We start from the raw sequence: 24,017 nt of genomic DNA on the forward strand, positions 1-24,017 counted from the left end.
AGACCACACGATGAGTACAGCCTCCTTCGTCGCCGACGGCGGCGAAGAAGACCCGGCCGCCCAGCCGGGACGCCGTTTCGAACCAGACCTCCGGTCGATGACACGGATCAACCTGCGCCCCATCGCCTCCCCCATGCCGCTCGGCTTCTTCACCATCGCCATCGCGTCCGTGATGACGGGCTGCCTCCAGCTCGGGATCTTCGGCGAGGAGGCCCGCACCGCCGTCGCGTTCACTGTGCTGCCGGCCTTCGTCCTCCAACTCCTGGTCAGTTACCTGGCGTTCGGCGCGCGTGACGTGATCGCGGCCACGCTGATGGCGGTGTTCGCCGGCAGTTGGCTGCCCTACTCGCTCATCATGCTCAGCGGCGCGGCCGACGGCCTGAAGGTCCTCGGCGTCTTCAACCTGGCGCTCCTCTGCTTCGGCGCGCTGATGACCGCCGTGACCGGGCCCAAGCGAGCGCTGTGGCTCGTCCTCGCGGTCTCCCTGCCCCGCTGGGCGGCCACCGGCCTCGCGGGCGTCACCGGCGCCGAATGGCTGACGCGCACGTCCGGGGCGCTCGGCCTCGTGGTGGCGCTGGTCGCGATGTACACGGCTTTCGCCCTGATGCTCGAGGACATGCGCAGTGAGCAGGTCCTGCCCATCGGCCGCAGCGGCCCCGCCCACCTCGCCGTGGAAGGCGACCTCGCCGTCCAGCTCCGCAACCTGGAACGCCAGGCGGGCGTGCGCCGCACACTCTGATCACAGACACCGACCTCGTCACACCACGACCACGCAGGAGCACCCATGAACCCCCAAGTGACCGACCGGCCCGAGAAGTCCCGGTACGAGATCCACGCCGACGGCGACGGCGACGGCACCGAGACCGCGGGCTTCGCCGAGTACCACCTCTCGGAGGGCGAGATCGCCTTCATCCACACCGAGATCGATCCCCGCTTCGGCGGCCAGGGGCTGGGCGGGTTGCTCGCCCGCGGCGCCCTCGACGACGCCCGGGCCCGTGGGCTGAGCGTCCTGCCGTACTGCCCCTTCATCCGGGGCTGGATCGGCAAGAACCCCGAGTACGCCGAGCTGGTGCCCGAGGCGCGCCGCGCCCGCTTCGGCCTGTGACCCGACCCGCGACCCCCTCCCTCGGCATCGAACGATTAGTCGATGTTGTTCGGGCGCTGGTAGCTTCTGACCGCCCCCGAGAACCCTTCGGTGGGCGATCGGAGGAGTTGCACCCATGAGGTCCGGCGCGAGGCTCGCGCTCGCCGTCATCACCCTCGCCGCCCTTGTCACCGCCTGCGGTGTTCCGCAGGACAGTGGTGCGCCGACGCGTACCGCCGCGGACTGCGGGCCCTACGCCAGGTACGGAGAGCACCCCGGCACCGAGGTCACCGTCTACGCGGAGAACCGGGACCGGGAGGCCGACCTGTTCGAGGAGACGTGGGCGGACTTCGCCGACTGCACGGGAATTGACGTCCGGTACGAGGGGGACGGGGAGTTCGAGGCCCAGATCCAGCTCCGGGTCGACGGCGGGAGCGCGCCCGACGTGGCGTTCTTCCCCCAGCCCGGGCTCCTGGAACGCTTCGCGCGGGCGGGGAAGCTCAAGCCCGCGAGCGCCGGGGTCGTGGCCCTCGCCGAGCAGGGCTGGTCGGACGACTGGAACAGCTACGCGACCGTGGACGGCACGCTCTACGGCACGCCGCTGGTCGCCAACGTGAAGTCGTTCGTCTGGTACTCCCCGAAGTTCTTCCGGGACAGGGGACTGGAAGTTCCGCGCACCTGGTCCGAGCTGATGGCCGTGACGGAGAAGGTCGCGGCGTCGGGCGTCAAGCCGTGGTGCGCGGGCATCGAGTCCGCGCAGGCCACCGGCTGGCCCGTCACGGACTGGATCGAGGACGTCCTGCTGCGCCAGCAGGGCACGGGCGTCTACGACCGGTGGGTCGCCCACGAGATCCCGTTCAACGACCCGCGCGTGATCAAGGCCATGGACACCGTGGGGTCCGTCCTCAAGAACGACCGGTACGCCAACGGCGGTTTCGGCCCCGCCCGGTCGATGGCGTCGATCTCCTTCCAGGAGGCCGGTACGCCGATCCTCACGGGCGACTGTGCGATGCACCGCCAGGCCTCGTTCTACGCCGATCTGTGGCCGAAGGGCACCGAGATCGGACCGGACAAGGACGTCTTCGCCTTCCTGCTGCCGGGGGCCGACCCGGCAACCCGCCCCGTACTGGGCGGTGGAGTGTTCACCGCGGCGTTCGCCGACCGTCCCGAGGTGCGGGCGTTCCAGGAGTATCTGGCCTCCGCGGACTTCGCCACCGCGCGTATGAAGAAGGGCTCGTTCGTCTCGGCGAACAAGGGGGTGGATCCGGAGGACGCCGCCACCCCGGTCGACCGGCTCTCGATCCGGTTGCTCCAGGACCCGAACACGGAGTTGAGGTTCGACGGTTCCGACCTGATGCCGGCGTCGGTCGGCGCCGGGACGTTCTGGAAGGGAGCCGTCGACTGGATCGGCGGCGCGAGCACCCGGCAGGTCGCCGACTCCGTCGAACGGTCCTGGCCGAGCCGCTGATGTCGTTCGACGTCGTCGCCCAGCAGCCCAAGCTGCTGTACCTGCTCCAGGGCGTCGCCGCCTTCGCGGCGGTGGTCTCCCTGATCCTGCTGGCGCTGCACCGGGGACCGGTACGGAGGAGGGCCGCGGCCCTCCTCCTGCTCGCCCCCGCGCTGCTGCTGCTCACGGCCGGTCTCGTCCTGCCCGGTCTGCGCACCGTGATGCTGTCGTTCACCGGCGGCGGGGGAGACGCGTGGGCCGGCTTCGCCAACTACGTGTGGGTGGTCACCGACCCCCGGGCGCTCGTCGCCCTGCGCAACACCCTGGTGTGGGTGGTGCTCGTGCCGCTGACGGCGACCTCGGTCGGTCTGCTCTACGCGGCGGCCGTCGCACGGTCGCGGTTCAGAACCTTGGCGCTGTCCCTCGTCCTGGCGCCGATGGCGATCTCGTTCGTCGGCGCGGGTGTCGTCTGGAAGTTCGTCTACGCCTTTCGTCCCGCAGAGGCCGGGCAGATCGGGCTGTTGAACCAGCTGGTCGTCACGTTCGGCGGCGAGCCGCGGCAATGGCTCGTGGACTCCCCCTGGAACGTCCTGTTCCTCGTCGTGGCGATGGTGTGGGCCCAGGCGGGCTTCGCGGCCGTCCTCTTGGCCGGCGCGATCAGAGCCGTTCCCGGTGAGCTGACCGAGGCGGCCCGACTCGACGGCGCGTCCCCCCGGCAGATCTTCCGGCGGATCATCCTGCCGTCGATCAGGCCCACGCTGCTCGTCGTGCTCCTCGCCCAGGCGATCGGCACCTTCAAGGCCTTCGACATCGTCAAGACCATGACCGGCGGACAGTTCGACACGGGCGTCATCGCCCACGAGATGTACGACCAGGCATTCCGCTACGGTGAGACGGGCCGCGGCGCGGCGCTCGCCGTGCTCCTCTTCGTCCTCGTCACTCCCTTCGTCGCCCACCAGGTCCGGGCGCAGCGGAGAGCGGGGTGAACGGCGTCCGGGAGCGTCTGTCCTCCCGCGCCTTCACGTCGGTCGCCGTGGTGATCGCGGTCCTCTGGACGACACCGACCCTCGGTCTCCTGCTCTCCTCGTTCCGTCCCGAGGAGGAGATCAAGACGACGGGCTGGTGGACCGTGTTCGGCACGCCGCACCTCACGCTCGAGAACTACGGCGAGGTGCTGTCCGGCGGCACGAACGGGGCGGGGCGGCTCGCGGAGTCCTTCGTCAACTCCGTCGTCATCACCCTCCCCTCGGTGCTGTTCCCTCTCGTCCTGGCCTTCTTCGCGGCGTACGCGCTGGCGTGGATCGACTTCAGGGGGCGGGACGCGCTCGTCGTCGGCATCTTCGCGCTCCAGATCGTGCCGCTCCAGATGGCGCTCGTCCCGCTCCTGAAGCTCTTCTCGCAGGGCTGGCTGTTCCTGCCCGCGTGGCACCTCACCGGTCCCGCGCGGTTCGGCCAGGTCTGGTTCGCCCACACGGTCTTCGCGCTGCCGTTCGCGGTGTTCCTCCTGCACAACTTCCTGGCGGGCCTGCCCCGGGAGCTGATCGAGGCCGCCCGCGTCGACGGAGCGTCGCACGGGACGCTGCTGCTGCGGATCGCGCTGCCCCTGGCCCGCCCGGCCCTGGTCACCTTGGCCGTCATCCAGTTCATCTGGGTGTGGAACGACCTTCTCGTGGCACTGACGCTGTCGGGCGGAACGGCCGAGACCGCGCCGATGACGGTCAGACTGGCGAGCCTGGCCGGGACGTACGGCAACGAGTGGCAGCGGCTCACGGCGGGAGCCTTCGTGGCCGCGCTCGTCCCGCTGCTCGTCTTCTTCGCTCTCCGGCGGCACTTCGCCCGGGGACTGCTCGCAGGATCGGTCAAGGGATGAGCCCCGACAGGTCCGCCGGGCAAGGCGCGGCGACGGGGCTGAGCCGGCCCGGGCTGCGGGGCCGCGAAGCCGAGCTGGAGCGCCTGCGCGCCCTGGTCGAAGCGGTGCGCGACGGCGAGGGAGGAGCGATCGCGCTGCTCCTGGGCGAGCCCGGCATCGGGAAGACCGTACTGCTGCGGGAGACCGTCGCGATCGCACGGGCCCAGGGATTCGTCGTCAGCCACGGACGCGCCGAGGAACTCCACGAGCTGGCCCCGCTCGCCTCCCTGGCCTCGGGCCTCCTGCACGGTGACCCGCCGCTGCTGTCCGGCACGGATCTCGCGGACCTCGCCGGCCACCACGACCAGCGCATCTGGCTCGTCGAACGACTGGCCCAGTTGATCGAGGAGCGCTCGGCGGGCACGCCCGTACTGATCGCGGTCGACGACGTCCAATGGGCCGACCCGCTGAGCCGGTTCGCGCTGAGCGTCCTGCCGGCACGGCTGCTCAGCTCCCCGGTCCTCTGGCTGCTCACGGGCAGGGACGACCCGGAACTGTACGGGCAGGGATCGCTGACGACGACCCTCCCCCTGCGGCCGCTGCCCGACGCGGCCCTGACCGAGCTGGCGCACGACGTCCTCGGCGGGGTCGTGCCGGAGCACGTCGCGGAGCTCCTCGACGGGGCCGGCGGCAACCCCTTCCTCGCGTCCGAGATGCTCTCGGGCATCGCGGCGTCCGGCGCGGACGGGTCGGAACCGCCGGAGCGGCTGGTCCTCGGCGTACGCGACCGGCTGGGCACCCTCCGGCCGGACACCCTCCACTTCCTGCGGATCGGCTCGGTCCTCGGCCGCGCGTTCACGCTCGCCGACGCCGCCGCCCTGTGCGGCCGGCCGGCCTCCGGACTCAGCGCCGAGGTGGACGAGGCGATCGCCGCGGCCCTCCTCCACGACGACGGCGAACGCCTCCTGTTCCGCCACGACCTGCTCCGCCAGGCGGTGTACGCCGACCTCGCCCCCTCCGTGCGCCGGGCGCTGCACCGGGAGGCCGCGAGCCGGCTCGTCGCGGCGGGCCGGAGCTCCGCCGACGCGGTCCCGCATCTGCTGAAGAGCGCCGACCCCGGCGACCAGGAGGCGATCAGGCTGCTCGACGAGGCCGCCACGGACGTGATCGCCGTGATGCCCGACCTCGCCGCCGACCTGGCCGTACGCGCCCTGGAACTCGTACCGTCCCGTGCGCCCATGGTGTTCGACGTGGGAGAACGGGCCATCGTCGCGCTGACCCGCGCGGGCCGGTACACCCAGGCACGCGACACCGGTGACACGCTGCTCGCCCGGCAGCCACCCCTGGACGTCTTCGCCCGTCTGCAGTCCGTACTCGGCGACACGCTGTGGCACCTCGACGACGTCCACGAGCTGACCCGCCGCACGACGGCGGCGCTGGCAGCCGTCACCGACCCGGTGATCCGCGCCCGGCTGACCGCCCGGCAGGCCCTGGCCCGGTCCCGCGGACGTGACCTCGCGGCCGCGCGCGAAACCGGCGAACGGGCACTCGCCGAGGCGGAGCGGGCGGGGGACCGGGAGGCGCGCGTCCTCGCGCTGTGGGGCCTCGGCGAGATCGCCCTCAACGCGGGTGACTGCGCTGCCGCGGTCGAACACCACACGGCGCTGAGCGTGTTCGACGCGGCGTTCCTCCCGGAGGAGGCCGTCGCCCGGATCCACAGCGACGACTTCGACACCGTAAGGCGACTGCTCCGGACGGCGGGCGACGATCCCCGGCGCCCCGCCATGCTGATCTGGGCCCAGGGAACGCTGCACATGGGTCTCGGCCGGCTCGACGACGCGGACGCCGACTTCGTCACCGCCGAGCGTCTCGAAGCGGACCTCCACGTCCCCGGCAACCTGGTCAACATCCGCGTCAACCGAGGCCTCCTGGCGATGCTGCGCGGCGACCGCGAAGCCGCGAGGCAACACCTGGACGTCGTGAGGGCGACCGTGGCCGACCGGCCGAACACCGGCAACCACGCCGCACACCAGTACTTCGGGGCCGTCGTCGCCGATGCCGACGGCGACCACGCGACAGCGGCCGAACTGATCCGATCCGCGCAGCGGGACCACCCCTTCCTCCGGTGGCGGCTGCTGCGCCCCCATGTCGTCCAGGCCGTGGGGATCGCCCTGCGAGCCGGGGACCGGAACCTGGCCGAGGACCTCGCGGCCCAGGCTGCCGAGCACGCCGTCCGCAACCCCTCCGTGCCCACCGCGCAGGGGACGGCCGCCCACACGGCGGGTCTGGTGAACGCCGACCACGCAATCCTGGAGCGGTCGGTCCGCATCCTCCTCACCGGCCCCCGGCCGCTGCCCCTCGCCGCCGCGTCCGCCGACCTCGGGCGCGCTCTCCGCGCGGCCGGCGACCCCTCCGCGACAGCCGCCCTGACCAAGGCTCACGACATCTACGCCCGGGCCGGGGCCGACGCCGAGGCCGACCGGGTCCGGAACGATCTGGAGCGCGCCACAAGGCGCTCCGGCCGACGGTCCGGAGGCCCCCGATCGCGCCCGCACCAGGGCTGGGACGCGCTCACGGCGTCGGAACGCAAGGTGGCCCGGCTGATCGCCGCAGGCCACACCAACCGGTCGGCCGCCGAGACGCTCTTCGTCTCCCCGCACACGGTCAGCACCCACCTGGCGTCCATCTTCCGCAAGCTCTCGGTGCGTTCGAGGGTCCACATGGTGCGGATCGTCCTCGCCGAGGGTGACGCCGGGACGGCCACCGACGACTGAGCGGGCTCTGCGCCCCTGTGCAAGGTGCGGTGCGCCGTGCGGCAACAGGAGGTGCGGGACCGGTCCTAGCGTGACGGGCGTACCGCGCCGCTCCGACGCGCGGACCAGCCACTCCGAATCGAGGACTCAACCCATGCCGTACATCACCGTGGGCCAGGAGAACACCAACCCCGTCGAGCTCTATTTCGAGGACCAGGGCAGCGGGCAGCCGGTCGTCCTCATCCACGGCTTCCCGCTCGACGGCCACTCCTGGGAGCGCCAGACCGCCGCGCTGCTCGACGCCGGCCACCGCGTGATCACGTACGACCGCCGCGGGTTCGGTCGGTCCTCGCAGCCGACCAGCGGCTACGACTACGACACCTTCGCCGCCGACCTCAACACGGTGATGGAGACCCTCGACCTGAAGGACGCCGTCCTCGTCGGCTTCTCCATGGGCACCGGCGAGGTCGCCCGCTACGTGTCCACGTACGGCTCCGCCCGCGTCGCCAAGGTCGCCTTCCTGGCCTCCCTCGAGCCCTGCCTGCTCAAGACCGACGACAACCCGGACGGCGTCGCTCCGAAGGAGTTCTTCGACGGAGTCGTCGACGCCGTCAAGGCCGACCGCTACGCCTACTACACCGCCTTCTTCAACGACTTCTACAACCTCGACGAGAACCTGGGCACCCGGATCAGCGAGGAAGCGGTCCGCAACAGCTGGAACACCGCGGCCCGCGGCGGCTCCTTCGCCGCGTCCGCCGCACCCTCGACCTGGTACACCGACTTCCGCGCCGACATCCCCGCCGTCGACGTCCCGGCCCTGATCCTGCACGGCACCGCCGACCGCATCCTGCCCGCCGACAACACCGCGCGCCCCTTCCACAAGGCGCTCCCCGCCGCCGACTACGTCGAGATCGAGGGCGCCCCGCACGGACTGCTGTGGACCCACGCCGAGGAGGTCAACACCGCCCTCCTCGCCTTCCTCGCCAAGTGACGCCGAACCGTTGACCCGCCGGGTGACGCCGGAGCTCCCGACGTCACCCCGGCCCCGGTTCCCCGGCGCGGGAACCGGACGAGCGTCGCCGCGCTCATGGCGGCGCGCCCGGTCGGCGAAGAGCCCGGGGACGGTGTCGCCATCCTCGAACGGCAACTCGCCGACCTGCGCTTCGACTGAGACGGGCCCCGCCCGGGGCGACGGCGGGGTGGTTCATACTGATCCGCCGTACCGCACGCGGACCGAGCCGGTCCCGTGCGGGCCAGGCCGGCAGAATGAGCGTGAACCGAGTGACGACACGGACCGTACCCGAGGAGATCGACGGGGTACGGACCCCCCTCCGTGGCCGAGAGGCCGAACTGGCGTTCCTCGAGGCGAGGCTCGACGCGCTCGACCGCGGCGAAGGCGGGATCGTCCGTGTCGAAGGCCCCGCCGGCATCGGCAGGTCCAGGATCCTCGCGGAGGCCGCGGCAGCCGCGAGGCGGCGCGGGACGAGGGTGTTCGAGGGGGCGGCGGACCCCGACGAACAGTTCGTGCCGCTCGGCTCGCTCCTCGACGGCGTGCTCGCCGGCAAGGGGCCGCTGTCGGGCGCCGTCCGTCTCCGGGACCTCGCCACGACCCCCGGCCGGCGGTTCTGGCTGCTCCAGGAACTGAGGGACGGCCTGCGGGAGACGGTGCGGGACGGCCCCCTGCTCGTCGTCCTCGACGACCTGCAGTGGTGCGACGACCTGACCCTGCTCACCTTTCACACCCTCGCGGCCGGACTCTCGTCGCACGCCATCCTCTGGCTGGTCGCCGTGCGCGGCGGCAGCGTGCCGTCGGGCGTGCGCACGACCCTGGACAGGATCCGGCAGGCAGGCGCGCACGAGCTGGTGCTGGGCGCGCTGGGGGAGCGGGCGACCGCACAGATCGCCGAGGACGTCCTGGGGGCCACTCCGGACCCGGACGTCCTGCGCGTCGCCCACCGTGCCGAGGGAGTGCCACAGCTGCTGGTCGAGCTGCTCGGCTCGCTGCGGGAGGACGAGGCGGTGACGATCGAGCAGGGCAGGGCGACACTGCCCGGCGGACCTCCCGCCCCGCGGGTTCTTCCCTCTGTCCTGCGCCGTCTCGACCAGCTGTCGGACGAGGCCCGGGAGCTGGTGCGGACGGCGGCGGCCGTGGGCGGCCCGGTCACGGTCGCGCATCTCGCCGAACTGCTCGGCAGGTCCCCGGCGGCGCTCATCACGGCGGTGCAGGAATCCCTCGACGCCGAGCTGCTCGCGGAACGGGGCGATCGCCTCGCCTTCCGCCACGACCTGATCCGCGAGGCGGTGGAGCAATCCGGGCCGTCGGCCGGGAGAGGGGCGCCGTCGGATGCGGCGGAGGCGGGTACAAGAACGCAGGATGCGGCGGAGGCGGACCGGCTTCGCACCGCCGCGGCGGAACTCGCGGCCACCGCACCCGGACCCGCCGCGGAGCACAGCCTCAAGGCCCTGGAACTCACCGCGGTGGACGGTCCGGAGCGGCCGCACATCATCGCCGAGACGATTCCGCTGCTCTGGCAGACGGGCCGGGCCGCCCAGGCGCGCGAGCTGGGAGCCGCCGCCCTGGCGACCGGCGGCCTCGGGCCCGAGGGCGAGGCGCGCATACGCCTCGCCCTGGCCCGCGCCGCCGTCTCGTTCGACTTCTCCGAGGCGGCCCGGCAGGCCCGCGCCGGGGCAGCACTGCCCGGAATCCCCGTGGACCTGAAGGGGCGACTCCTCGCCATGCTCGCCGTCGGCCTGTCGATGGCGGGCGAGCACGCGGCGGCCGAGAAGGTCGCGGCGGAGGCGTGGGAGGCCGCGGCGGCAGCGGGGGACCGCTCCGCCGAGGCCACGCTGACGACGGTCCGCTCCGCCGTGAGTTTCCACCGCATGGACTTGACCGAGGCGTTCCGGCAGGCCGAGCGGGCCGCCGCGCTGGCCGACGCCCTGGGCGTCAGCACCTCGCTGTGGGTGCCGGAGGCCTTGTGGCACGCGCTCCTGTCGAACACCACCGGACGTTCCGCGGAGGCACTCGCCGCCGCGGAGGACGGCATCCGGATCACCCGGGAGCAGGGGCGGACGGCGGCCACCCGGATGTGGCTCATGACCCGCTCCCGCATCCTTCTGGAGGCCGGACGACTGGCGGAAGCCCGGGCCGACGCCGAAGCCGCGTCCGCGACGACCGACGATCCCGGCCCGGGCAACCTCGCCGACGTCACGCTCCGGTACGTGATGCTGCGCGTCGCCCTCCACACCGACGACCGGGGGACCGCACATGTGTACGCGGCGGAGGCGAGGCGCATGCGCGGCGACGGCGCACCCGTCGTCCGGCACTTCGGCTCCTGGATGCTGGCACTGATGGCGGACTTCGAGGGCCGGCCCGACCGTGCCATGGCCGAACTCGACGAGGTGATGACCTCGCCCGCCGCGGACCGGCCCGCCTACGCCGGCCTGGTCGATCCCGCCGACGCCCCTGGGCTCGTCCGCATGGCGCTGCGCGCCGGGGCGCTCGAACGGGCCGCGCAGGCAGTCGCCCTGGCCGAGCGGCGCGCCGAGCTCAACCCCGACCTCACGTTCCTCGCCGCGACCGCCGCACACGCCCGGGGTCTGCTCGACAACGACCTCGCTCCTCTCCAGCACGCCGTCCGGCTGTACGAGGACTGCCCTCGGGTGCTGGCCCGGGCGTCGGCCTTGGAGGACGCCGGTCGGAAGCTGGCGACCACCCGCAGGCCCGAAGCGCTGCCGTACTTCGACACGGCCCTCGCTCTCTACGCGCGGGCGGGCGCCACGCGGGACGTCGCACGCGTCCACCGGCGCCTGCGCGCCGCAGGCGTCCGCCGCCGGCCCGCGACAGCCGGACTCTCCGGTGCGTGGCCCGAGCTGACGGCCGCTGAGATCCGGGTGGTCCGGCTGGTGGCCCGAGGACTGGCCAACCGAGAGGTGGCCGAGCAGCTGGCGCTCTCGCCGCACACGGTGGCATCGCACCTGCGCCGGGCCTTCACCAAGCTGGACGTCACCTCGCGCGGCGAGCTGATCCGGCTGGTCAGGCAGCGTGACAACGGAGAGTAGCCGCTTCGTATCCCCTGTGCGGGTCCCCGCAATGAACGATTCACGCGATGTGCCGACGTCGCCGCTTCCTCAGAATGATCAAGAACCGCGAAATGGAGAAACCCGCGGGGACAGTTGATCGAGAGAGGAACCGCGCATGACCGCAAGGCTCCAGCGAGCCCGCCCCGGCAGCCCCGAGCTCCAGGCGCTCGTCGACGAGCTCGCGGAGCGCCTCGGCCGGTCCGTCGCCGTCGACGACCCGCTGGTCCGCATGGTCTGCACGAGCCGCCACTTCGGCGACGAGGACCCGGTACGCATCGGCACCCTGTTGCAGGGCCGCGCCGACAACGCGGCCATCCGCTACGTCCTCGCCCAGGGCGTGACCCAGTGGTCGCGAGCCGGGTTCATCGACGGCCGTGACGATCTCGGACTGCTGCCCCGTTACGTCGTGCCGCTGCGCGAGCGCGGGCACCTCCTCGGGCTGCTCATGGTGGTCGCGCCCGGGAAGGCGCTCGAAGAGCGGGAGACGCGCGCCATCGCCCGGGCCGCGGACGCCATGGCCGCCCAGATGTACGGGGAGCACATCGCCGCCGACACCCGCAAGGCCGACGAGCGGGACCTGGTCCTCGAACTCGTCGGCGCCGACGTCGCCGCCCGTACCGCCGCACGCCGGCGAGGCAGGGAACTCGGACTGCTCGGAGCGGCCGAGCACGTCCTGGTCACCGTCGTTCAGCTGGGCTGCGCGACGGAGCTCGTACGGCATTCCGAGGCCGCCCTGTGGGGGGCGTTGGAAGGGTTCCGGCAGACGCGCTCCGCGCAGGGCCTGATGGCGATCGGCAGGGAGCGGGCGACGCTGCTCCAGCTCCGCGTCCGCCCACCCGGCGCGGACGAGGTCGCTTCCCAGTCCGCTCGTATCCTCGACGAACTCCGCACCTTCCTGGGCCCGTCGGCGGACCCGGTGATCGGCGTCGGTGGCCGGCAGGCCGGCCTGGACCACGCCTGGACGTCGTACGAGCAGGCGCTCGTGGCCGCACGCGCGGCACGCCGACTGCCCAGCCTGAAGCGCGCCGGTGACTGGGAGGCGCTCGGTGAGCTCGCGGTGCTGCTCCAGCTTCCCGAGCACGCCCTGAACGCGTCCCTGGTCCCGGAGCCGCTCCGCACCCTGACGGAGGCTCACGGCGGCGACCGCCTGCGGGACACCCTCCGCTGCTTCCTCGAACACGCGGGGTCGATTCCCAAGACCGCGGACACGCTGGGCATCCACCGCACCTCGCTCTACTACCGCCTGCGCCAGATCCAGGAGATCACCGGACTCGACCTCGACGACGGCGCGCACCGGCTCACCCTGCACCTCGGCCTCAGGGTCGGGGAACTCCTCGCCCCGGGCGACGACAGGGCCGTGTGACCACGGACTCGCTTCGACAAAGCGAGGAGCATCCACGGCCCGATTCCTACAGCTCGCGGTGGTGCGGGCGGCGGGCCCCCATCGATGATGTTCGGACGGGCGGGGCCGGTGTACCGCCTCTGGCCAGGGGAGAGGTCATGAAGGAACTGATCACGACGGACGGCGCGAGGCTCGCCTACCAGGACTCCGGCGGCGAGGGCGTCCCGCTGGTGATGCTGCACGGCTGGGGGCAGACGCAGGCGATGTTCCGCCACCAGATCGAGGGGTTGGCGCCCGGTCGTCGCGTCGTCACCCTCGACCTCCGCGGCCACGGGAAGTCCGGCAAACCGCGTCATGGACACCGCATCGCCCGGCTCTCCCGCGACGTGCTCGAACTCGTCGACCATCTCGGGCTGACCCGCTTCGACGCACTGGGCTGGTCCATGGGCGTCTCGGTGTGGTGGAGCTTCATCGACCAGTACGGGACCGGACGGATCCGGCGCTTCGTCGCCGTCGACCAGCCCGCGGCGGTCGCCGCCGTGCCCTGGATGACCGAGCGCGAACAGCGGGACTCCGGCGCCATCTTCGACGTGTCGGGGCTGTTGTACCTGGGCGCTGCCCTCGCGGGGCCGGAGGGCGACACGGTCCGCGCCGACTTCGTGCGCGGCATGTTCTCCGGCGAGCCCGACCCCGAGGTACTGGCCTTCGTCACCGAGGAGATCAGTTCGACACCCGCCCACGCGGGCGTGCCTCTCCTGTTCGACCACTGTGCGCAGGACTGGCGTGACGTGCTTCCCCGGATCGATGTGCCGACCCTGGTGATCGGCTGCGAGGGGAGCCATGTGCACCCCGATTCGCAGCGCTTCGTCGCCGAGCGGATTCCCGGCGCCCGCCTGCACGTCTTCTCCTCCGACGTGGCGGGCTCGCACTTCCCCTTCCTGGAGAACCCGCCGGCCTTCAACACCGTGGTGGAGAAGTTCCTCGCCGAGGAGCCGGCGAACAGGGCGTGAATCCGCACTCCGCCCGCACGAACCTACGGCTAGGAACCACCATGCCCCTCACACTGATGTCCCCTGCGTCCGCACGTGTGCCCCGGCAGGCGCCCGACCCGACCTCGCCCTCCTCCCGCTCCGGGTGGCTGGTCCGGATGGTCTCCGAGATGCCGGACACGGACGACCGGAACCAGGTCTACCTCGGCGTCCATGTCCGTGGGCCCGTCACCGTGGTCCGCGAGCGTGCCGAGACCCTGCTGGAGCCGAACGACCTCGTCTTCTGCGACCCGGCCCGACGGCATCTGCTGCGGTTCGGCGAGGACTGCCGGATGATCTTCTTCCGCGTACCCCGCTGCTATCTGGGCGTCACGGAGTCGGAACTCGACCGGGTGCTCGGCGTACCCGTACGCGGCGGGGAGGGGATCGGGGCGCTGGCCTCCGACTTCCTGACCGCGCTCGCCGCCAGGGCGGAGTTCCGCCGGTCCACGATCGGGGACCGACGTGCCAGGACGGCTGTGCATCTCCTCTCCGTCCTGGTCATGGAGCTCCTCGACGCGGACGCGACGGACGAGGCCGACGACGCGCCGGGGGCCGTCAACGAGATGCTGTCCCGTATCCACGCCTACATCGAAGAACATCTGATGGATCCGGACCTCTCGCCGGAGTCGATCGCACGCGCCCACCACATCTCGGTCCGGTACCTGCAGAAGCTCTTCCAGAACGACGGCAGCACGGTGAGCCAGTGGGTGCGACAGCGCAGGCTCGAGTTCTGCCGGCTCGAGCTGAGCCGCTCCAGGGCCCGGAGAACCACCATGGCCGCGGTGGCCCACCGCTGGGGCTTCAGCAGTCCCTCTCACTTCAGCCGCACGTTCCGCGGGGCCTACGGCATCAGCCCCAGCGAATGGCAGGCGCTGGCGACCTCCGCCGTCGCGCCGACGACTGTCCGCACCCCGGTCGCATGACCAACCCCACCGTCGTCCTCGTGCACGGTGCCTTCGCCGACGCGACAGGCTGGATAGGCGTCATCTCGGAACTGCGGAGCAGCGGTATCCCGGTGATCGCTCCGTCGAACCCGCTGCGGGGCCTGACGTCGGACGCCGCCTATCTCGCCTCCTTCCTGACGCAGGTCGAGGGCCCGGCCGTACTCGTCGGCCACTCGTACGGCGGCGCGCTGATCACCGTGGCCGGCGCCGCGGAGAACGTCGTGGGGCTCGTCTACGTGGCCGCCTACGTGCCCCACGAGGGCGAGAGCCTCGGCCAGCTCCAAGGAAGCTTCCCCGAGTGTCCGCTGACTGGCCATCTGAAGGAGTGGACGTACCCGCTCCTCGACGGAGACTCGGCGGTCGAGGTCACCATCGAGGAGACGGCCTTTCCCTCCGTCTTCGCGGCGGACGTGTCCGAGGACGTCGCAGGCGTCCTGGCAGCGGCCCAACGCCCGCTCGCCATGGCCGCCTTCACCGAGACCGTGTCCACGGCGGCGTGGCGGACGAAACCGTCCTGGGCCCTGGTGGCCGGGTCCGACCGCACCATCAGCCCCGAGGCCCAGCGCTTCGGCGCCGCCCGCGCGGGAGCCGTCGTCGTCGAACTCCCGGACGCCTCCCACGCCGTCGTCCTGTCCGAGCCCAAACAGGTCGCCGACCTGATCAGAGACGCCGTACGCGCGACGAGCTGACCACCGGCCTCCGCGCCCTTGAGCGGCAGGTGCCGGGGACGCGTCGTCAGAGGAATGCGGCGAGGCCGTCGAGGAGCCTGTCCACGTCGTCGGGGGTGTTGTAGGGCGCCAGGCCCGCCCGGAGGGCCGGGGACTCCAGCTTCAGCGCGGCGAAGGGCTCGTGCGCGTAGAACTGGCCGGCCGGGGCGACGACGTTGCGCCCGGCCAGGTGTATCTGGGCCTCGCGCGCGTCGCGGCCTTCGAGGGTCATCAGGAGCGTCGGGGTGCGGTCGTGGGCCTTCGAGTGCAGGGTGATGGCGTCACCCAGCGACCGAAGACCCTCCTCCAGCCTCGTACGGAGCGTCAGCTCGTGCTCGTGCAGGGAGCCCAGGGACCGCGACAGTCGCTCCCTGCGAGAGGTCGCCGTGCCGGGGTCCAGCGCGGCGAGGAAGTCCACCGCGGCGGTGGCGCCGGCCAGGGTCTCGTAGGGGAGCGTGCCGAACTCGAAGCGCTCCGGCACGGTGTCGGGGGAGGGCAGGAGCTTGTCCGGGTGGAGGGTCTCGAGGAGCTCGGGCGTTGCGGCCAGCACCCCGCAGTGCGGTCCGAGGAACTTGTAGGGCGAGCACACGAACAGGTCCGCCCCCGACGCGGGCACGTCCACGAGGTGGTGCGCCGCGTAGTGCACACCGTCCACGTACACCAGGGCGCCGACCTCGTGGGCCCGGTCGGCGATCCGGCGGACGGGCGGCTTGGTGCCCAACACGTTCGAGGCCGCCGTGACCGCGACCAGCCGCGTCCGCGGTGAGAGGACCCGCTCGTACGAGTCGAGGTCGAGCTCCGTCGTTCCCGCGTCGATCTCGATCCGATGAACCGTCACTCCGGCGCGCTCGGCAGCCTGGACCCAGGGGCGGACGTTGGCGTCGTGGTCCAGACGGCTGACGATGATCTCGTCGCCCGGGTTCCAGCTCTTGGCCAGGTGGCGTGAGAAGTCGTACGTGAGCTGCGTGGCACTGCGCCCGTGGACGATGCCACTCGCAGGCACGTGGAGGAGGTCGGCGTAGGCGGCGCGGAAGTCCGTGACCGCACGCTCGGCGTTGAGTTCGGACGGGTTGACGGTTCCTCGGTTGGAGAGGGGTCCGGTCAGCGTCGCGGCGACGGCGTCGGCGACGGGGCGGGGGGTCTGTGTGCCGCCCGGCCCGTCGAAGAAGGCGAGGCCGTCGTCGAGGGAGGGGAAGTGGGCCCGGAGGGCCGCGAGGTCGATGGCCATGGCCTCGGCTTTCTGTCGGGCGGCTCGCCTGGTGGTCGCGGTGCCTGGAAGTGAGGTGCATAGACTCTGGCACTCGGTGTCGGAACACGTAAAGCGATGAATCGCGAAGAGAGAGTTCACGATCCATGAAGTCCCAGCCCGATCTGAAGCTCCTCGCCACCTTCCTGGCCGTCGTGCGTCATGGCTCGATGGCCGAGGCCGCGGCAGCGCTCGGCTACGTGCCCTCGGCGGTCTCCCAGCACATCGCCGCGCTGGAACGCGACATGGGCATCGAACTGCTCGTCCGCCGCCCAGGCAGCCGACTCATCCTCACTGCGGCCGGCCGCTCCCTCGCGCAGGCGACCGAGACGCTCTTCGACGCGACCGCGCGATTCCAGGATGTCGCCAACGGCATCGCGAACCGGGAGATCGCCGAACTTCGCGTCGGCACCTACCCCAGTGCGATGAGCCACTTGTTCCCGGAGGTCCTGTCCACGCTCAAGGCCCGTCGCTCCGGCCCCCGCATCCACCTCATCGATGTGGAGACGCACGAAGGACTGCCGAAGGTGAAATCGGGGGACATGGACCTGCTCGTCGCCTACCGCTATCTGCCCGAGGACCCGCCGACCCCGTCCGACGCGTGGACCGTCACAGCCCTGGGCCGCGAACCGCTGGTCCTGGTCACGGGCGCCGAGCCGGGCCGCCGTCGCCCGGTGCGGCTCGCCGAATGCCTGGAACGCGACTGGATCTCGGGCCACGCGCACAACGCCGACCGGCGTCTGCTGCACCGCTGGGCCGGAGAGCTCGGCATCTCGCCCCGGGTGACGCTGGAGACCGAAGACCTGCACGGCATGCTCGCCATGATCCGAGCCGGCCTGGCGGTGGGGCTGATCCCGGCCACACTCCTCGACCGAGGGCATGAGGAGTCCGGGGTCGAGAGGGTGGTCCTTCCGCCCGGCGTCACACCGCTCCACCGGGAGATCCTCGCCGTCAGCCGACCCGGCGCCCGACCCCCGGTCATCGACGAGCTGGTCACACTCCTGGCCGGCGCCCTGGAGAGCATCCGGTCGTAGCCGACTGTCATCGGGGCGGCCGCGCGCCGTAGACGTAGGCACGCAGGCCCGTTCGGTTGCCCAGGTCCGGCAGCGGATGCGCGGGCCATGCGTGGGCGTACGAAGGGGGCCGGGCCGCGTCCGCCACCAGGATCGCGACCGGTTGGTGGAGCGCCGTCGCGACGAGTTCCCCCGGCGTGATGCTCTTGTTGGGGCCGCCGGGTTGGCGGGACGCGCATCCGGCCAGGAGGGCCACGCGGATCGACTCAAGACCGCTGACCACACACGGCGGACGCACGCCCAGGGCGTGGAGTTCGGCCGCGATGCGCCCGAGGTCGGCCGTGTAGCGGCGCACTCGGTCGGCCGTGTTGTCGACCAGCCGGTACTGGAGCGCCAGGTGTGAGGCCAGGGCCACGGCGACGAGGCCGACCACGATCCGGCGCCCGCGCGGCCGGGGCCGGCACGCCCGGACCAGGCCGTACGCGACGGGCAGGGCGAGGAGCGCGTAGGCGGGCAGGAGGAAACGCGGTGCCGCGTAGCCGACGGTGAACAGATAGGGCGCGGCCAGTGCCGCGCCGACCACCGTCGCCACCACCAGTTCCGTGCGGTGGCGGCCGACGCGTACAGCGGCCCGCACACCCGCCGCCACGAGCAGCGGCAGCGCGAAGAACCACAGGGCGGCCGCGGGAAACCGCCAGGGCACGTCGCAGGGGCGGCACAGCGTGCGCCCGCCGAGTGCGCGGGCGTGGTCGTCGACGGAGAAGTACCAGCCGAGCCGGCCCTGGATCTCGCTGCCCCGGTCCAGCCGGGCGGCGAGACCGCCGTAGGAGACGTACGCCTCGACGATCCACGGAGCGCACCCGGCGGCCAAGCCTGCGGCGAGCGCGACCAGCAGGAACCCCCACCGGCGGGCCCTCATCGCCACGGCTGCGACCGCGAGCGGCAGGGCGAGCCACACCGCGTCCGTGGGCCGCATCAGCGCGGCGAACGCCACCCCGGCGGCCAGGCCGACGGGCGCCCACCGGTCTCCCGGGTCCCGCACGGCCCGCAGGAAGCAGCCGACAGCGGCGAGCGCCCCGTAGGCGACCCACAGGTTGGGCATCGCCTGCGAGGCGTAGAACATCGTGATCCACAGGCTGGTGAACAGGCCGCCCGCGACACCGAGAACCGGCGCGGGCAGCAGTCGTCGCCACACCCACAGTGCGAGGAACAGTCCGCAGCCCGCCAGCACGGCCAGGTAGACGCGCAGCGCCGTGAGGGAGGTGGTCAGCACGGTGAGGGGGGCGACGAGGTAGGTGATGCCCCGGGCACGCGGCGCGCTGAAGAACGCGGCCGGTGCCTGTGGGCTCACCTGGCTGACGTACACCGACTCGTCCCAGCCGAGCCCGAGACCCGGAGCGATCAGCGCGAGATGGACGAGTGCGAAGGCGGCGGAGACGGTTGCGAGCAAGGGCAGCGGATTCCTCATGGCCGCCCCGGCGGACGGGCCCTGCCGCGCCCTGCCCGCCGCACCGGCTCGTACCTCGCTGATCACGCCTCTGTCCGTCATGGCAGCCAGGCTGCCGCCGGCCTCGGCCGGCTGCCCGGGGCGGCGCGGCACTCGGCGCAACGCTCCTTCCGGACGAGTGAGCCCCCCCGTGAGGTCAGCCGACGAGTTCGCTGATCTCGAACAGATGGCCGTCGGGGTCTCTGAAGAAGGCACGGATCTCGTATCCGCGGTCCACCGGCGGAGTGAGGAAGCGCGCACCGCGCGACCGCAGGGCGTCGTAGGCGCTCCGGCAGTCACGTACCCGGAAGATCAGCTCGGCACTGACGCGATCGGGGTCGTCGGGAGGGGCGAACGTGACGTCGGGCTTGTCGTCGGTCGGTCCTCCGCCGGTGACCAGCAGCAGCCAGGAGCCCAGCAGACGCAGGACGCAGGCGGACTCGTACTCCCGCTCGACGCTCGCGCCGAGCACATGCTCGTACCACTGCCTGGACACGGCGACGTCGGAGACGACGAGCAGCCGCGTCAGCTCCATGTCCGCGGCGGGGAACTCGTTCACGGGGCGGTCTCCTCTGCCGGCGATGTCTCCAGACCATCCTCGTGTTTCGGCCCCGGCCCGCCACCCGGACCGTCCGGACGGGCCGGGGTGGTGCCTGCCCGACGCGCGGAGCACCCTGGAGGCATGGCCCGAGCCAACGACCAGGTCGAGGCGCTGCTCCAGGAGTACGCCGACCTCATCGCGCTCCGGGGCGGGGAGGCCTTCAAGGCGCGGGCCTACGAGAAGGCCGCGCGCGCCGTCGCGGGCTACCCGCAGGACGTCTCGAAACTGGACGCGAAGGGCCTGCTCGAGATTCCGAACGTCGGCAGGTCCGTCGCCGACAAGATCGTGGAGTACCTGCGGACCGGCCGCATGTCCGTCGTCGACGAGGCCCGGACGTCCGTGCCGGCCGGAGTGCGTGAGCTGATCGCGATTCCGGGGCTCGGGCCCCGCAAGGCCATGATCCTCTACGGCGAGCTCGGCGTCACCACCGTCGACCAGCTCATCGACGCCATCCACCAGGAACGGCTCCGCGACCTGAAGGGCTTCGGGGAGCGGACCGAGGAGAACATCCTGCACGGCATCTCCGTCCTGCAGAAGGCCGGCGAGGGCCGGATCCTCGTCAGCGCCGCCATGGACATCGCCGAGCAGCTCGTCGCGGAGCTCTCGGACATCCGCGGCTGCGTACGGTGCACGTACGCGGGGTCCCTGCGCCGCATGAAGGAGACCATCGGCGACATCGACATCCTGGTGGCGGCGCGCCGGTCGGCCCCGTTCATGGATGCCCTCGCCGCCCTGCCGCACACGGCCGAGGTCATCGCACACGGGGAGAAGAAGACCTCCGTACGGACCGTCACGGGCCTCCAAGTCGACCTGCGGGTCCTTCCTCCGGCCTCCTGGGGCGCGGGACTGCAGTACTTCACCGGCTCCAAGGCGCACAACATCCGCACGCGCGAACTCGCGGTGCGCCAAGGCCTCAAGCTGTCCGAGTACGGGCTCTTCGACGCCGAGAGCGGCGAGAGCATCGCGTCCGAGACGGAGGAAGCGATCTACGCGAGGCTCGGACTGCCCTGGATCCCGCCGACGCTGCGCGAGGACCGCGGCGAGATCGCGGCCGGCATGCGCGGCGAACTCCCCGAACTCCTGACGGAGAAGGACATCCGCGGCGATCTGCACACCCATACCGACCTCACCGACGGGCTGGCTCCGCTGGAGGACATGATCGCCGCCGCTGCCGCCCGCGGATACGCCTATTACGCCGTCACCGACCACGCCCCGAACCTGTACATGCAGCGCATGACCGACGAGAAGATCCTCGCCCAGCGCGAGCGGGTACGCGCGCTCGACGGCGCGCACCACAAGATGCGGCTGCTGCACGGCACGGAACTCAACATCGGCCCGGACGGCTCCCTGGACTGGCCCGACGAGTTCCTCGCGGACTTCGACATCTGTGTGGCCTCGGTCCACTCCCACTTCAACCAGAGCAGGAGTGAACTCACCCGCCGTCTCGTCCGTGCCTGCGAGAACCCGCACGTCGCCGTCATCGGCCACCCCACCACCCGCCGGATCGGCAAGCGCCCGGGCATCGACGCCGACTTCGACGCGGTCTTCCAGGCCTGCGCCCGGGCAGGCACGGCTCTTGAGATCAACGCGCATCCCGAGCGGCTCGACCTGTGCGACGAGGACATCCTCCGCGCGAAACGGTACGGCGTGAAGTTCGCCGTGAACTCCGACGCGCACGCCACCACGCATCTGCCGTACGTGCGCTACGGGGTGGCCACGGCCCAGCGCGGCTGGCTGACGACGGACGACGTCATCAACACGTGGCCGGTGACGAGACTGCGCCGGTTCCTGGGCAAGAAGGGCTTGCGCAAGAAGGGCGCCTGAGGCGTCACGAGACCGCTCATGCGGGCTGCTGCGGGGAGCGGAGCACGAGCAGGGTGATCTCGCTGGGGGCGAAGACGCGGAAGGGCGGGCCCCAGAAGCCGGTGCCGCGGCTGGTGTAGAGGAGAGTGCGAGTGCCGTGGTGGCTGAGGCCGGCGACGGCCGGCTGGTCGAGGCGGACCAAGAGGTGGAAGGGCCAGATCTGGCCGCCGTGGGTGTGGCCCGAGAGCTGGAGATCGATGCCGTGGGCAGCCGCGCGGTCGATGAACTTGGGCTGGTGGGCGAGGAGGAGGACGGGGAGGTCGGGGTCGGCGCCGTGGAGGGCCCCGGCGAGGTGGGCGCGGTGGCCCGCCAGTCCGGAGGACTCGGCGGTGACGTCGTCGACGCCGGCGACGACGAGGGTGTCACCGCCGCGTTCGAGCAGCAGATGGCGGTTGCGCAGCGGCGTCCAGCCCAGCTCGTCCATCAGGTCGACCCAGCCCTGGGCCTCGCTGTAGTACTCGTGGTTGCCCGTGACGTAGACACGGGCCCGGGTCGCTTGCACGGTGCCCAGCGGGGCGGCCTGGGCGCGACGGCGCTCGGCCGTGCCGTCCGCGATGTCGCCGGTGTGGCAGACCAGGTCGGCTTCCAGGGTGTTCACCGTCGCGCAGACCCGCGCCGACCAGCGGGCGCGGTCCAGCGGACCGTAGTGGGTGTCGGTGATCAGGACGACGCGGGTGCCGTCCAACCCGCTACCCAGACGCGGGAGTTCCACCTCCAGCCGGCGTACGCGCGGCACGCGTCGGGCCTCGGCGTACCCCCAGGCGAGCAGCACGGCGACGACGCCGAGGACGGCCCAGGTCACGATGCGCGCCCGGTCCTGTCCGTTCCCGACGCCGCCCAGGGCCAGGGCGAGTCGGAGCAGGACGCCGAGCAGAACGGACCAGGTGAACAGAATCCAGATGCCGCCCAGCAGCGTGTCACCGACGATCGCCGCCCGGTCCTGCTGGCGCCGACCGTGGCCGCGCACCATCGCGAGCGGCATACCGACAAGGCCGAGGACGAACAGAGCGGTTCCGGTCAGCGTGACGGACAGCGGCCAGTGCTGACCGGTGTGCAGGAGGACCCAGCAAGGCACGGCCCACAGCAGCACGGGGGCGATCAGGGGGAGATAGCGCATCAGACGCTGCACTCGGCTCGGTGGTGCCCCTTGCGCCTCACCGGCGGCGGATCGGGTGTCGCTGGTCTCGGTCACGCTTCCCCTCCTGGGTTCTGCCCGGCATGCCCGCGGCGGAGCCGGGTGGCGGCCGCGGCACGTGAACCCATTGTCCGCCGTCGTCGGTCTCTAGGGCGTGAGTGCCCGCACGTCCTGGGATGCGATGGCCCGGTCCACCGCCGAGGGGCTCAGCGTGTGCTCGATGACCATGACGGCGGCTCCGATCACGCCGGCGCGGTCGCCCAGTTCCCGCCCCCGGATGGAGAGGTGCTGGGTGGCCAGCGGCAGGGAGCGGCTGTAGATGACCTCGCGTACGCCGGCGAGCAGGTGCTCCCCGGCTTCCGAGATGTCGCCGCCGATGATGATCACTCCGGGGTTGAAGAAGTTCACCAGTGAGGCCAGGACGTCGCCGATGTCCCGGCCCGCCTGGCGGATGAGCTGGATCGCGCCGGGGTTCCCGGCACGGACCAGGGTGACCACGCCTCGGCCGTCCGCGGCGTCCGTGCCCGACTCCCTGAGGCGTGCGGCGAGGGCCCCGCCGCCGGCGACCGCTTCGAGGCAACCCGTGTTTCCGCAGCGGCACGCCTCTTCTCCGGCCCGGGCCACCCGGATGTGGCCGATGTCGCCGGCGGAGCCCTGGGCGCCGCGGTGGAGCCGGTGTTCCGTGATGATTCCGCAGCCGATGCCGGTGCCGACCTTCACGAAGAGCAGGTGCTCGACCTCGGGGCTCGCGGCCCAGTGTTCGCCGAGAGCCATGATGTTGACGTCGTTGTCGACGAGTACCGGGGCGCCGAGCCGGGGCTGGAGCCGGCCGGGTACGTCGAAGCCGTCCCAGCCCGGCATGATCGGCGGGTTCACCGGCCGGCCCGACGTGTGCTCCACGGGGCCGGGGAGGCCGATGCCGACCCCGCAGACATCGGCGAGGGTGTGCCCGGTCTCGGTGAGCAGATCCGTGAACTCGTCGACGAGCCAGCCCAGGACGTACTCCGGCCCCTCCGTGATCCGCAGGTCGCGGCTGCGTTCGGCGAGAACCCGGGTGGACAGGTCGGTGACGGCGATCCGTGCGTGGGTGGCGCCCAGGTCGGCCGCGAGGACCATCCGGGCGCCGGAGTTGAAGGAGAACGCGATGGCGGGCCGGCCGCCGGAGAAGATCGCGTCCTCCGTCGGCAGGATCCACTGCTGGTCCGCCAGCGCGTCGAGGCGCTGGGTCACGGTCGATCGGGCGAGGCCGGTGAGCTGCACCAGTTCGGTGCGCGTGCGGGCGCGGCCGTCGCGCAGGATCGCCAGAAGGGCGCCGGCGCCTGCCGGTTCGGTGGTCAACTCCCCGCCTCCCGTCCATGTGGCTGTCAGGTCTGGTGGTTCTGGTGGTCGTCACTAATCATAACCGTCGACGTACTTATGGTTGACGCCCGTCA

19 protein-coding genes are annotated in these 24,017 nt (G+C 71.9%); 14 read left to right on the forward strand and 5 right to left on the reverse strand.

The window, feature by feature from the left end; translation table 11 throughout:
• Positions 1-10: 10 nt before the first annotated feature.
• The 12 genes from R2D22_RS32040 (at position 11) to R2D22_RS32095 (ending at position 15,222) form a co-directional block, all read left to right on the forward strand.
• Positions 11-739 carry a GPR1/FUN34/YaaH family transporter gene (locus R2D22_RS32040; protein WP_318108491.1) on the forward strand — a complete coding sequence of 243 codons (729 nt, stop codon included), beginning with the start codon at positions 11-13 and terminating at the stop codon, positions 737-739.
• Positions 740-784: 45 nt separating this feature from the next.
• Positions 785-1,105 carry a GNAT family N-acetyltransferase gene (locus R2D22_RS32045; RefSeq protein WP_318108492.1) on the forward strand — a complete coding sequence of 107 codons (321 nt, stop codon included), beginning with the start codon at positions 785-787 and terminating at the stop codon, positions 1,103-1,105.
• Positions 1,106-1,220: 115 nt separating this feature from the next.
• Entirely contained in the window at positions 1,221-2,552 is a 1,332-nt protein-coding gene (locus R2D22_RS32050) for an ABC transporter substrate-binding protein (RefSeq protein WP_318108493.1), read from the forward strand.
• On the forward strand, positions 2,552-3,517 hold the full coding sequence (locus R2D22_RS32055; protein ID WP_318108495.1) for a carbohydrate ABC transporter permease: 966 nt from the start codon (positions 2,552-2,554) through the stop codon (positions 3,515-3,517). Before R2D22_RS32050 ends, R2D22_RS32055 begins: the two co-directional genes overlap by 1 nt.
• The gene (locus R2D22_RS32060) at positions 3,514-4,401 is read left to right on the forward strand and encodes a carbohydrate ABC transporter permease (RefSeq protein WP_318108496.1); all 888 of its coding nucleotides are present in this window, start codon (positions 3,514-3,516) and stop codon (positions 4,399-4,401) included. Before R2D22_RS32055 ends, R2D22_RS32060 begins: the two co-directional genes overlap by 4 nt.
• Positions 4,398-7,154, forward strand: coding sequence for a helix-turn-helix transcriptional regulator (locus R2D22_RS32065; protein ID WP_318108497.1), 2,757 nt, complete (start codon positions 4,398-4,400; stop codon positions 7,152-7,154). The genes R2D22_RS32060 and R2D22_RS32065 overlap by 4 nt, the downstream gene beginning before the upstream one ends.
• A 133-nt stretch (positions 7,155-7,287) precedes the next feature.
• Positions 7,288-8,124 (forward strand): alpha/beta fold hydrolase, encoded by an 837-nt coding sequence (locus R2D22_RS32070; protein ID WP_318108498.1) that lies wholly within the window; start codon positions 7,288-7,290, stop codon positions 8,122-8,124.
• A 275-nt stretch (positions 8,125-8,399) separates the two neighbouring features.
• Complete coding sequence (locus tag R2D22_RS32075) at positions 8,400-11,195, forward strand: ATP-binding protein (RefSeq protein ID WP_411977101.1); 2,796 nt, start codon at positions 8,400-8,402, stop codon at positions 11,193-11,195.
• Between the two features lie 136 nt (positions 11,196-11,331).
• Positions 11,332-12,579, forward strand: a complete 1,248-nt coding sequence (locus R2D22_RS32080; RefSeq protein ID WP_318108502.1) for a PucR family transcriptional regulator — start codon at positions 11,332-11,334, stop codon at positions 12,577-12,579.
• Between the two features lie 137 nt (positions 12,580-12,716).
• Positions 12,717-13,568: an alpha/beta fold hydrolase gene (locus R2D22_RS32085; protein WP_318108503.1), complete on the forward strand. Its 852-nt coding sequence runs from the start codon at positions 12,717-12,719 to the stop codon at positions 13,566-13,568.
• Between the two features lie 41 nt (positions 13,569-13,609).
• Positions 13,610-14,512 (forward strand): helix-turn-helix domain-containing protein, encoded by a 903-nt coding sequence (locus R2D22_RS32090; protein ID WP_318108505.1) that lies wholly within the window; start codon positions 13,610-13,612, stop codon positions 14,510-14,512.
• A complete protein-coding gene (locus tag R2D22_RS32095) occupies positions 14,509-15,222 on the forward strand; it encodes an alpha/beta fold hydrolase (protein ID WP_318108507.1) in 714 nt (237 codons plus the stop codon). The genes R2D22_RS32090 and R2D22_RS32095 overlap by 4 nt, the downstream gene beginning before the upstream one ends.
• 46 nt (positions 15,223-15,268) lie before the next feature.
• Here R2D22_RS32095 and R2D22_RS32100 read toward each other — a convergent pair whose 3' ends face one another.
• Complete coding sequence (locus R2D22_RS32100) at positions 15,269-16,468, reverse strand: cysteine desulfurase-like protein (protein ID WP_318108508.1); 1,200 nt, start codon at positions 16,466-16,468, stop codon at positions 15,269-15,271.
• A 125-nt stretch (positions 16,469-16,593) separates the two neighbouring features.
• Between R2D22_RS32100 and R2D22_RS32105 the strand changes: the two genes are divergently transcribed.
• Positions 16,594-17,520, forward strand: coding sequence for a LysR family transcriptional regulator (locus tag R2D22_RS32105; protein ID WP_318108509.1), 927 nt, complete (start codon positions 16,594-16,596; stop codon positions 17,518-17,520).
• Between the two features lie 7 nt (positions 17,521-17,527).
• Here R2D22_RS32105 and R2D22_RS32110 read toward each other — a convergent pair whose 3' ends face one another.
• Both R2D22_RS32110 and R2D22_RS32115 read right to left on the reverse strand, forming a co-directional pair.
• Positions 17,528-19,048: a hypothetical protein gene (locus R2D22_RS32110; RefSeq protein WP_318108511.1), complete on the reverse strand. Its 1,521-nt coding sequence runs from the start codon at positions 19,046-19,048 to the stop codon at positions 17,528-17,530.
• Positions 19,049-19,142: 94 nt separating this feature from the next.
• Complete coding sequence (locus R2D22_RS32115; RefSeq protein WP_318108512.1) at positions 19,143-19,544, reverse strand: VOC family protein; 402 nt, start codon at positions 19,542-19,544, stop codon at positions 19,143-19,145.
• A 123-nt stretch (positions 19,545-19,667) separates the two neighbouring features.
• Between R2D22_RS32115 and polX the strand changes: the two genes are divergently transcribed.
• Positions 19,668-21,410 (forward strand): DNA polymerase/3'-5' exonuclease PolX, encoded by a 1,743-nt coding sequence (gene polX, locus R2D22_RS32120; protein WP_318108513.1) that lies wholly within the window; start codon positions 19,668-19,670, stop codon positions 21,408-21,410.
• 16 nt (positions 21,411-21,426) lie between these two features.
• On the opposite strand, the gene R2D22_RS32125 is transcribed toward polX, so the two are convergent.
• A complete protein-coding gene (locus tag R2D22_RS32125; protein ID WP_318108515.1) occupies positions 21,427-22,641 on the reverse strand; it encodes a metallophosphoesterase in 1,215 nt (404 codons plus the stop codon).
• A 90-nt stretch (positions 22,642-22,731) separates the two neighbouring features.
• Positions 22,732-23,922, reverse strand: coding sequence for an ROK family protein (locus R2D22_RS32130; RefSeq protein WP_318108516.1), 1,191 nt, complete (start codon positions 23,920-23,922; stop codon positions 22,732-22,734).
• Positions 23,923-24,017: the final 95 nt, after the last annotated feature.

It is taken from the genome of Streptomyces sp. HUAS YS2 (assembly GCF_033343995.1).
Lineage (GTDB): Bacteria > Actinomycetota > Actinomycetes > Streptomycetales > Streptomycetaceae > Streptomyces > Streptomyces solicathayae.

Bases quoted from the DNA above. Each gene is read 5' to 3' on its own strand.
- polX (WP_318108513.1), top strand. From the start codon at position 19,668: ATGGCCCGAGCCAACGACCAGGTCGAGGCGCTGCTCCAGGAGTACGCC.
- R2D22_RS32100 (WP_318108508.1), bottom strand. From the start codon at position 16,468: ATGGCCATCGACCTCGCGGCCCTCCGGGCCCACTTCCCCTCCCTCGAC.
- R2D22_RS32110 (WP_318108511.1), bottom strand. From the start codon at position 19,048: ATGACGGACAGAGGCGTGATCAGCGAGGTACGAGCCGGTGCGGCGGGC.
- R2D22_RS32075 (WP_411977101.1), top strand. From the start codon at position 8,400: ATGAGCGTGAACCGAGTGACGACACGGACCGTACCCGAGGAGATCGAC.
- R2D22_RS32105 (WP_318108509.1), top strand. From the start codon at position 16,594: ATGAAGTCCCAGCCCGATCTGAAGCTCCTCGCCACCTTCCTGGCCGTC.
- R2D22_RS32055 (WP_318108495.1), top strand. From the start codon at position 2,552: ATGTCGTTCGACGTCGTCGCCCAGCAGCCCAAGCTGCTGTACCTGCTC.
- R2D22_RS32065 (WP_318108497.1), top strand. From the start codon at position 4,398: ATGAGCCCCGACAGGTCCGCCGGGCAAGGCGCGGCGACGGGGCTGAGC.
- R2D22_RS32080 (WP_318108502.1), top strand. From the start codon at position 11,332: ATGACCGCAAGGCTCCAGCGAGCCCGCCCCGGCAGCCCCGAGCTCCAG.
- R2D22_RS32095 (WP_318108507.1), top strand. From the start codon at position 14,509: ATGACCAACCCCACCGTCGTCCTCGTGCACGGTGCCTTCGCCGACGCG.
- R2D22_RS32040 (WP_318108491.1), top strand. From the start codon at position 11: ATGAGTACAGCCTCCTTCGTCGCCGACGGCGGCGAAGAAGACCCGGCC.
- R2D22_RS32085 (WP_318108503.1), top strand. From the start codon at position 12,717: ATGAAGGAACTGATCACGACGGACGGCGCGAGGCTCGCCTACCAGGAC.
- R2D22_RS32050 (WP_318108493.1), top strand. From the start codon at position 1,221: ATGAGGTCCGGCGCGAGGCTCGCGCTCGCCGTCATCACCCTCGCCGCC.
- R2D22_RS32090 (WP_318108505.1), top strand. From the start codon at position 13,610: ATGCCCCTCACACTGATGTCCCCTGCGTCCGCACGTGTGCCCCGGCAG.
- R2D22_RS32070 (WP_318108498.1), top strand. From the start codon at position 7,288: ATGCCGTACATCACCGTGGGCCAGGAGAACACCAACCCCGTCGAGCTC.
- R2D22_RS32045 (WP_318108492.1), top strand. From the start codon at position 785: ATGAACCCCCAAGTGACCGACCGGCCCGAGAAGTCCCGGTACGAGATC.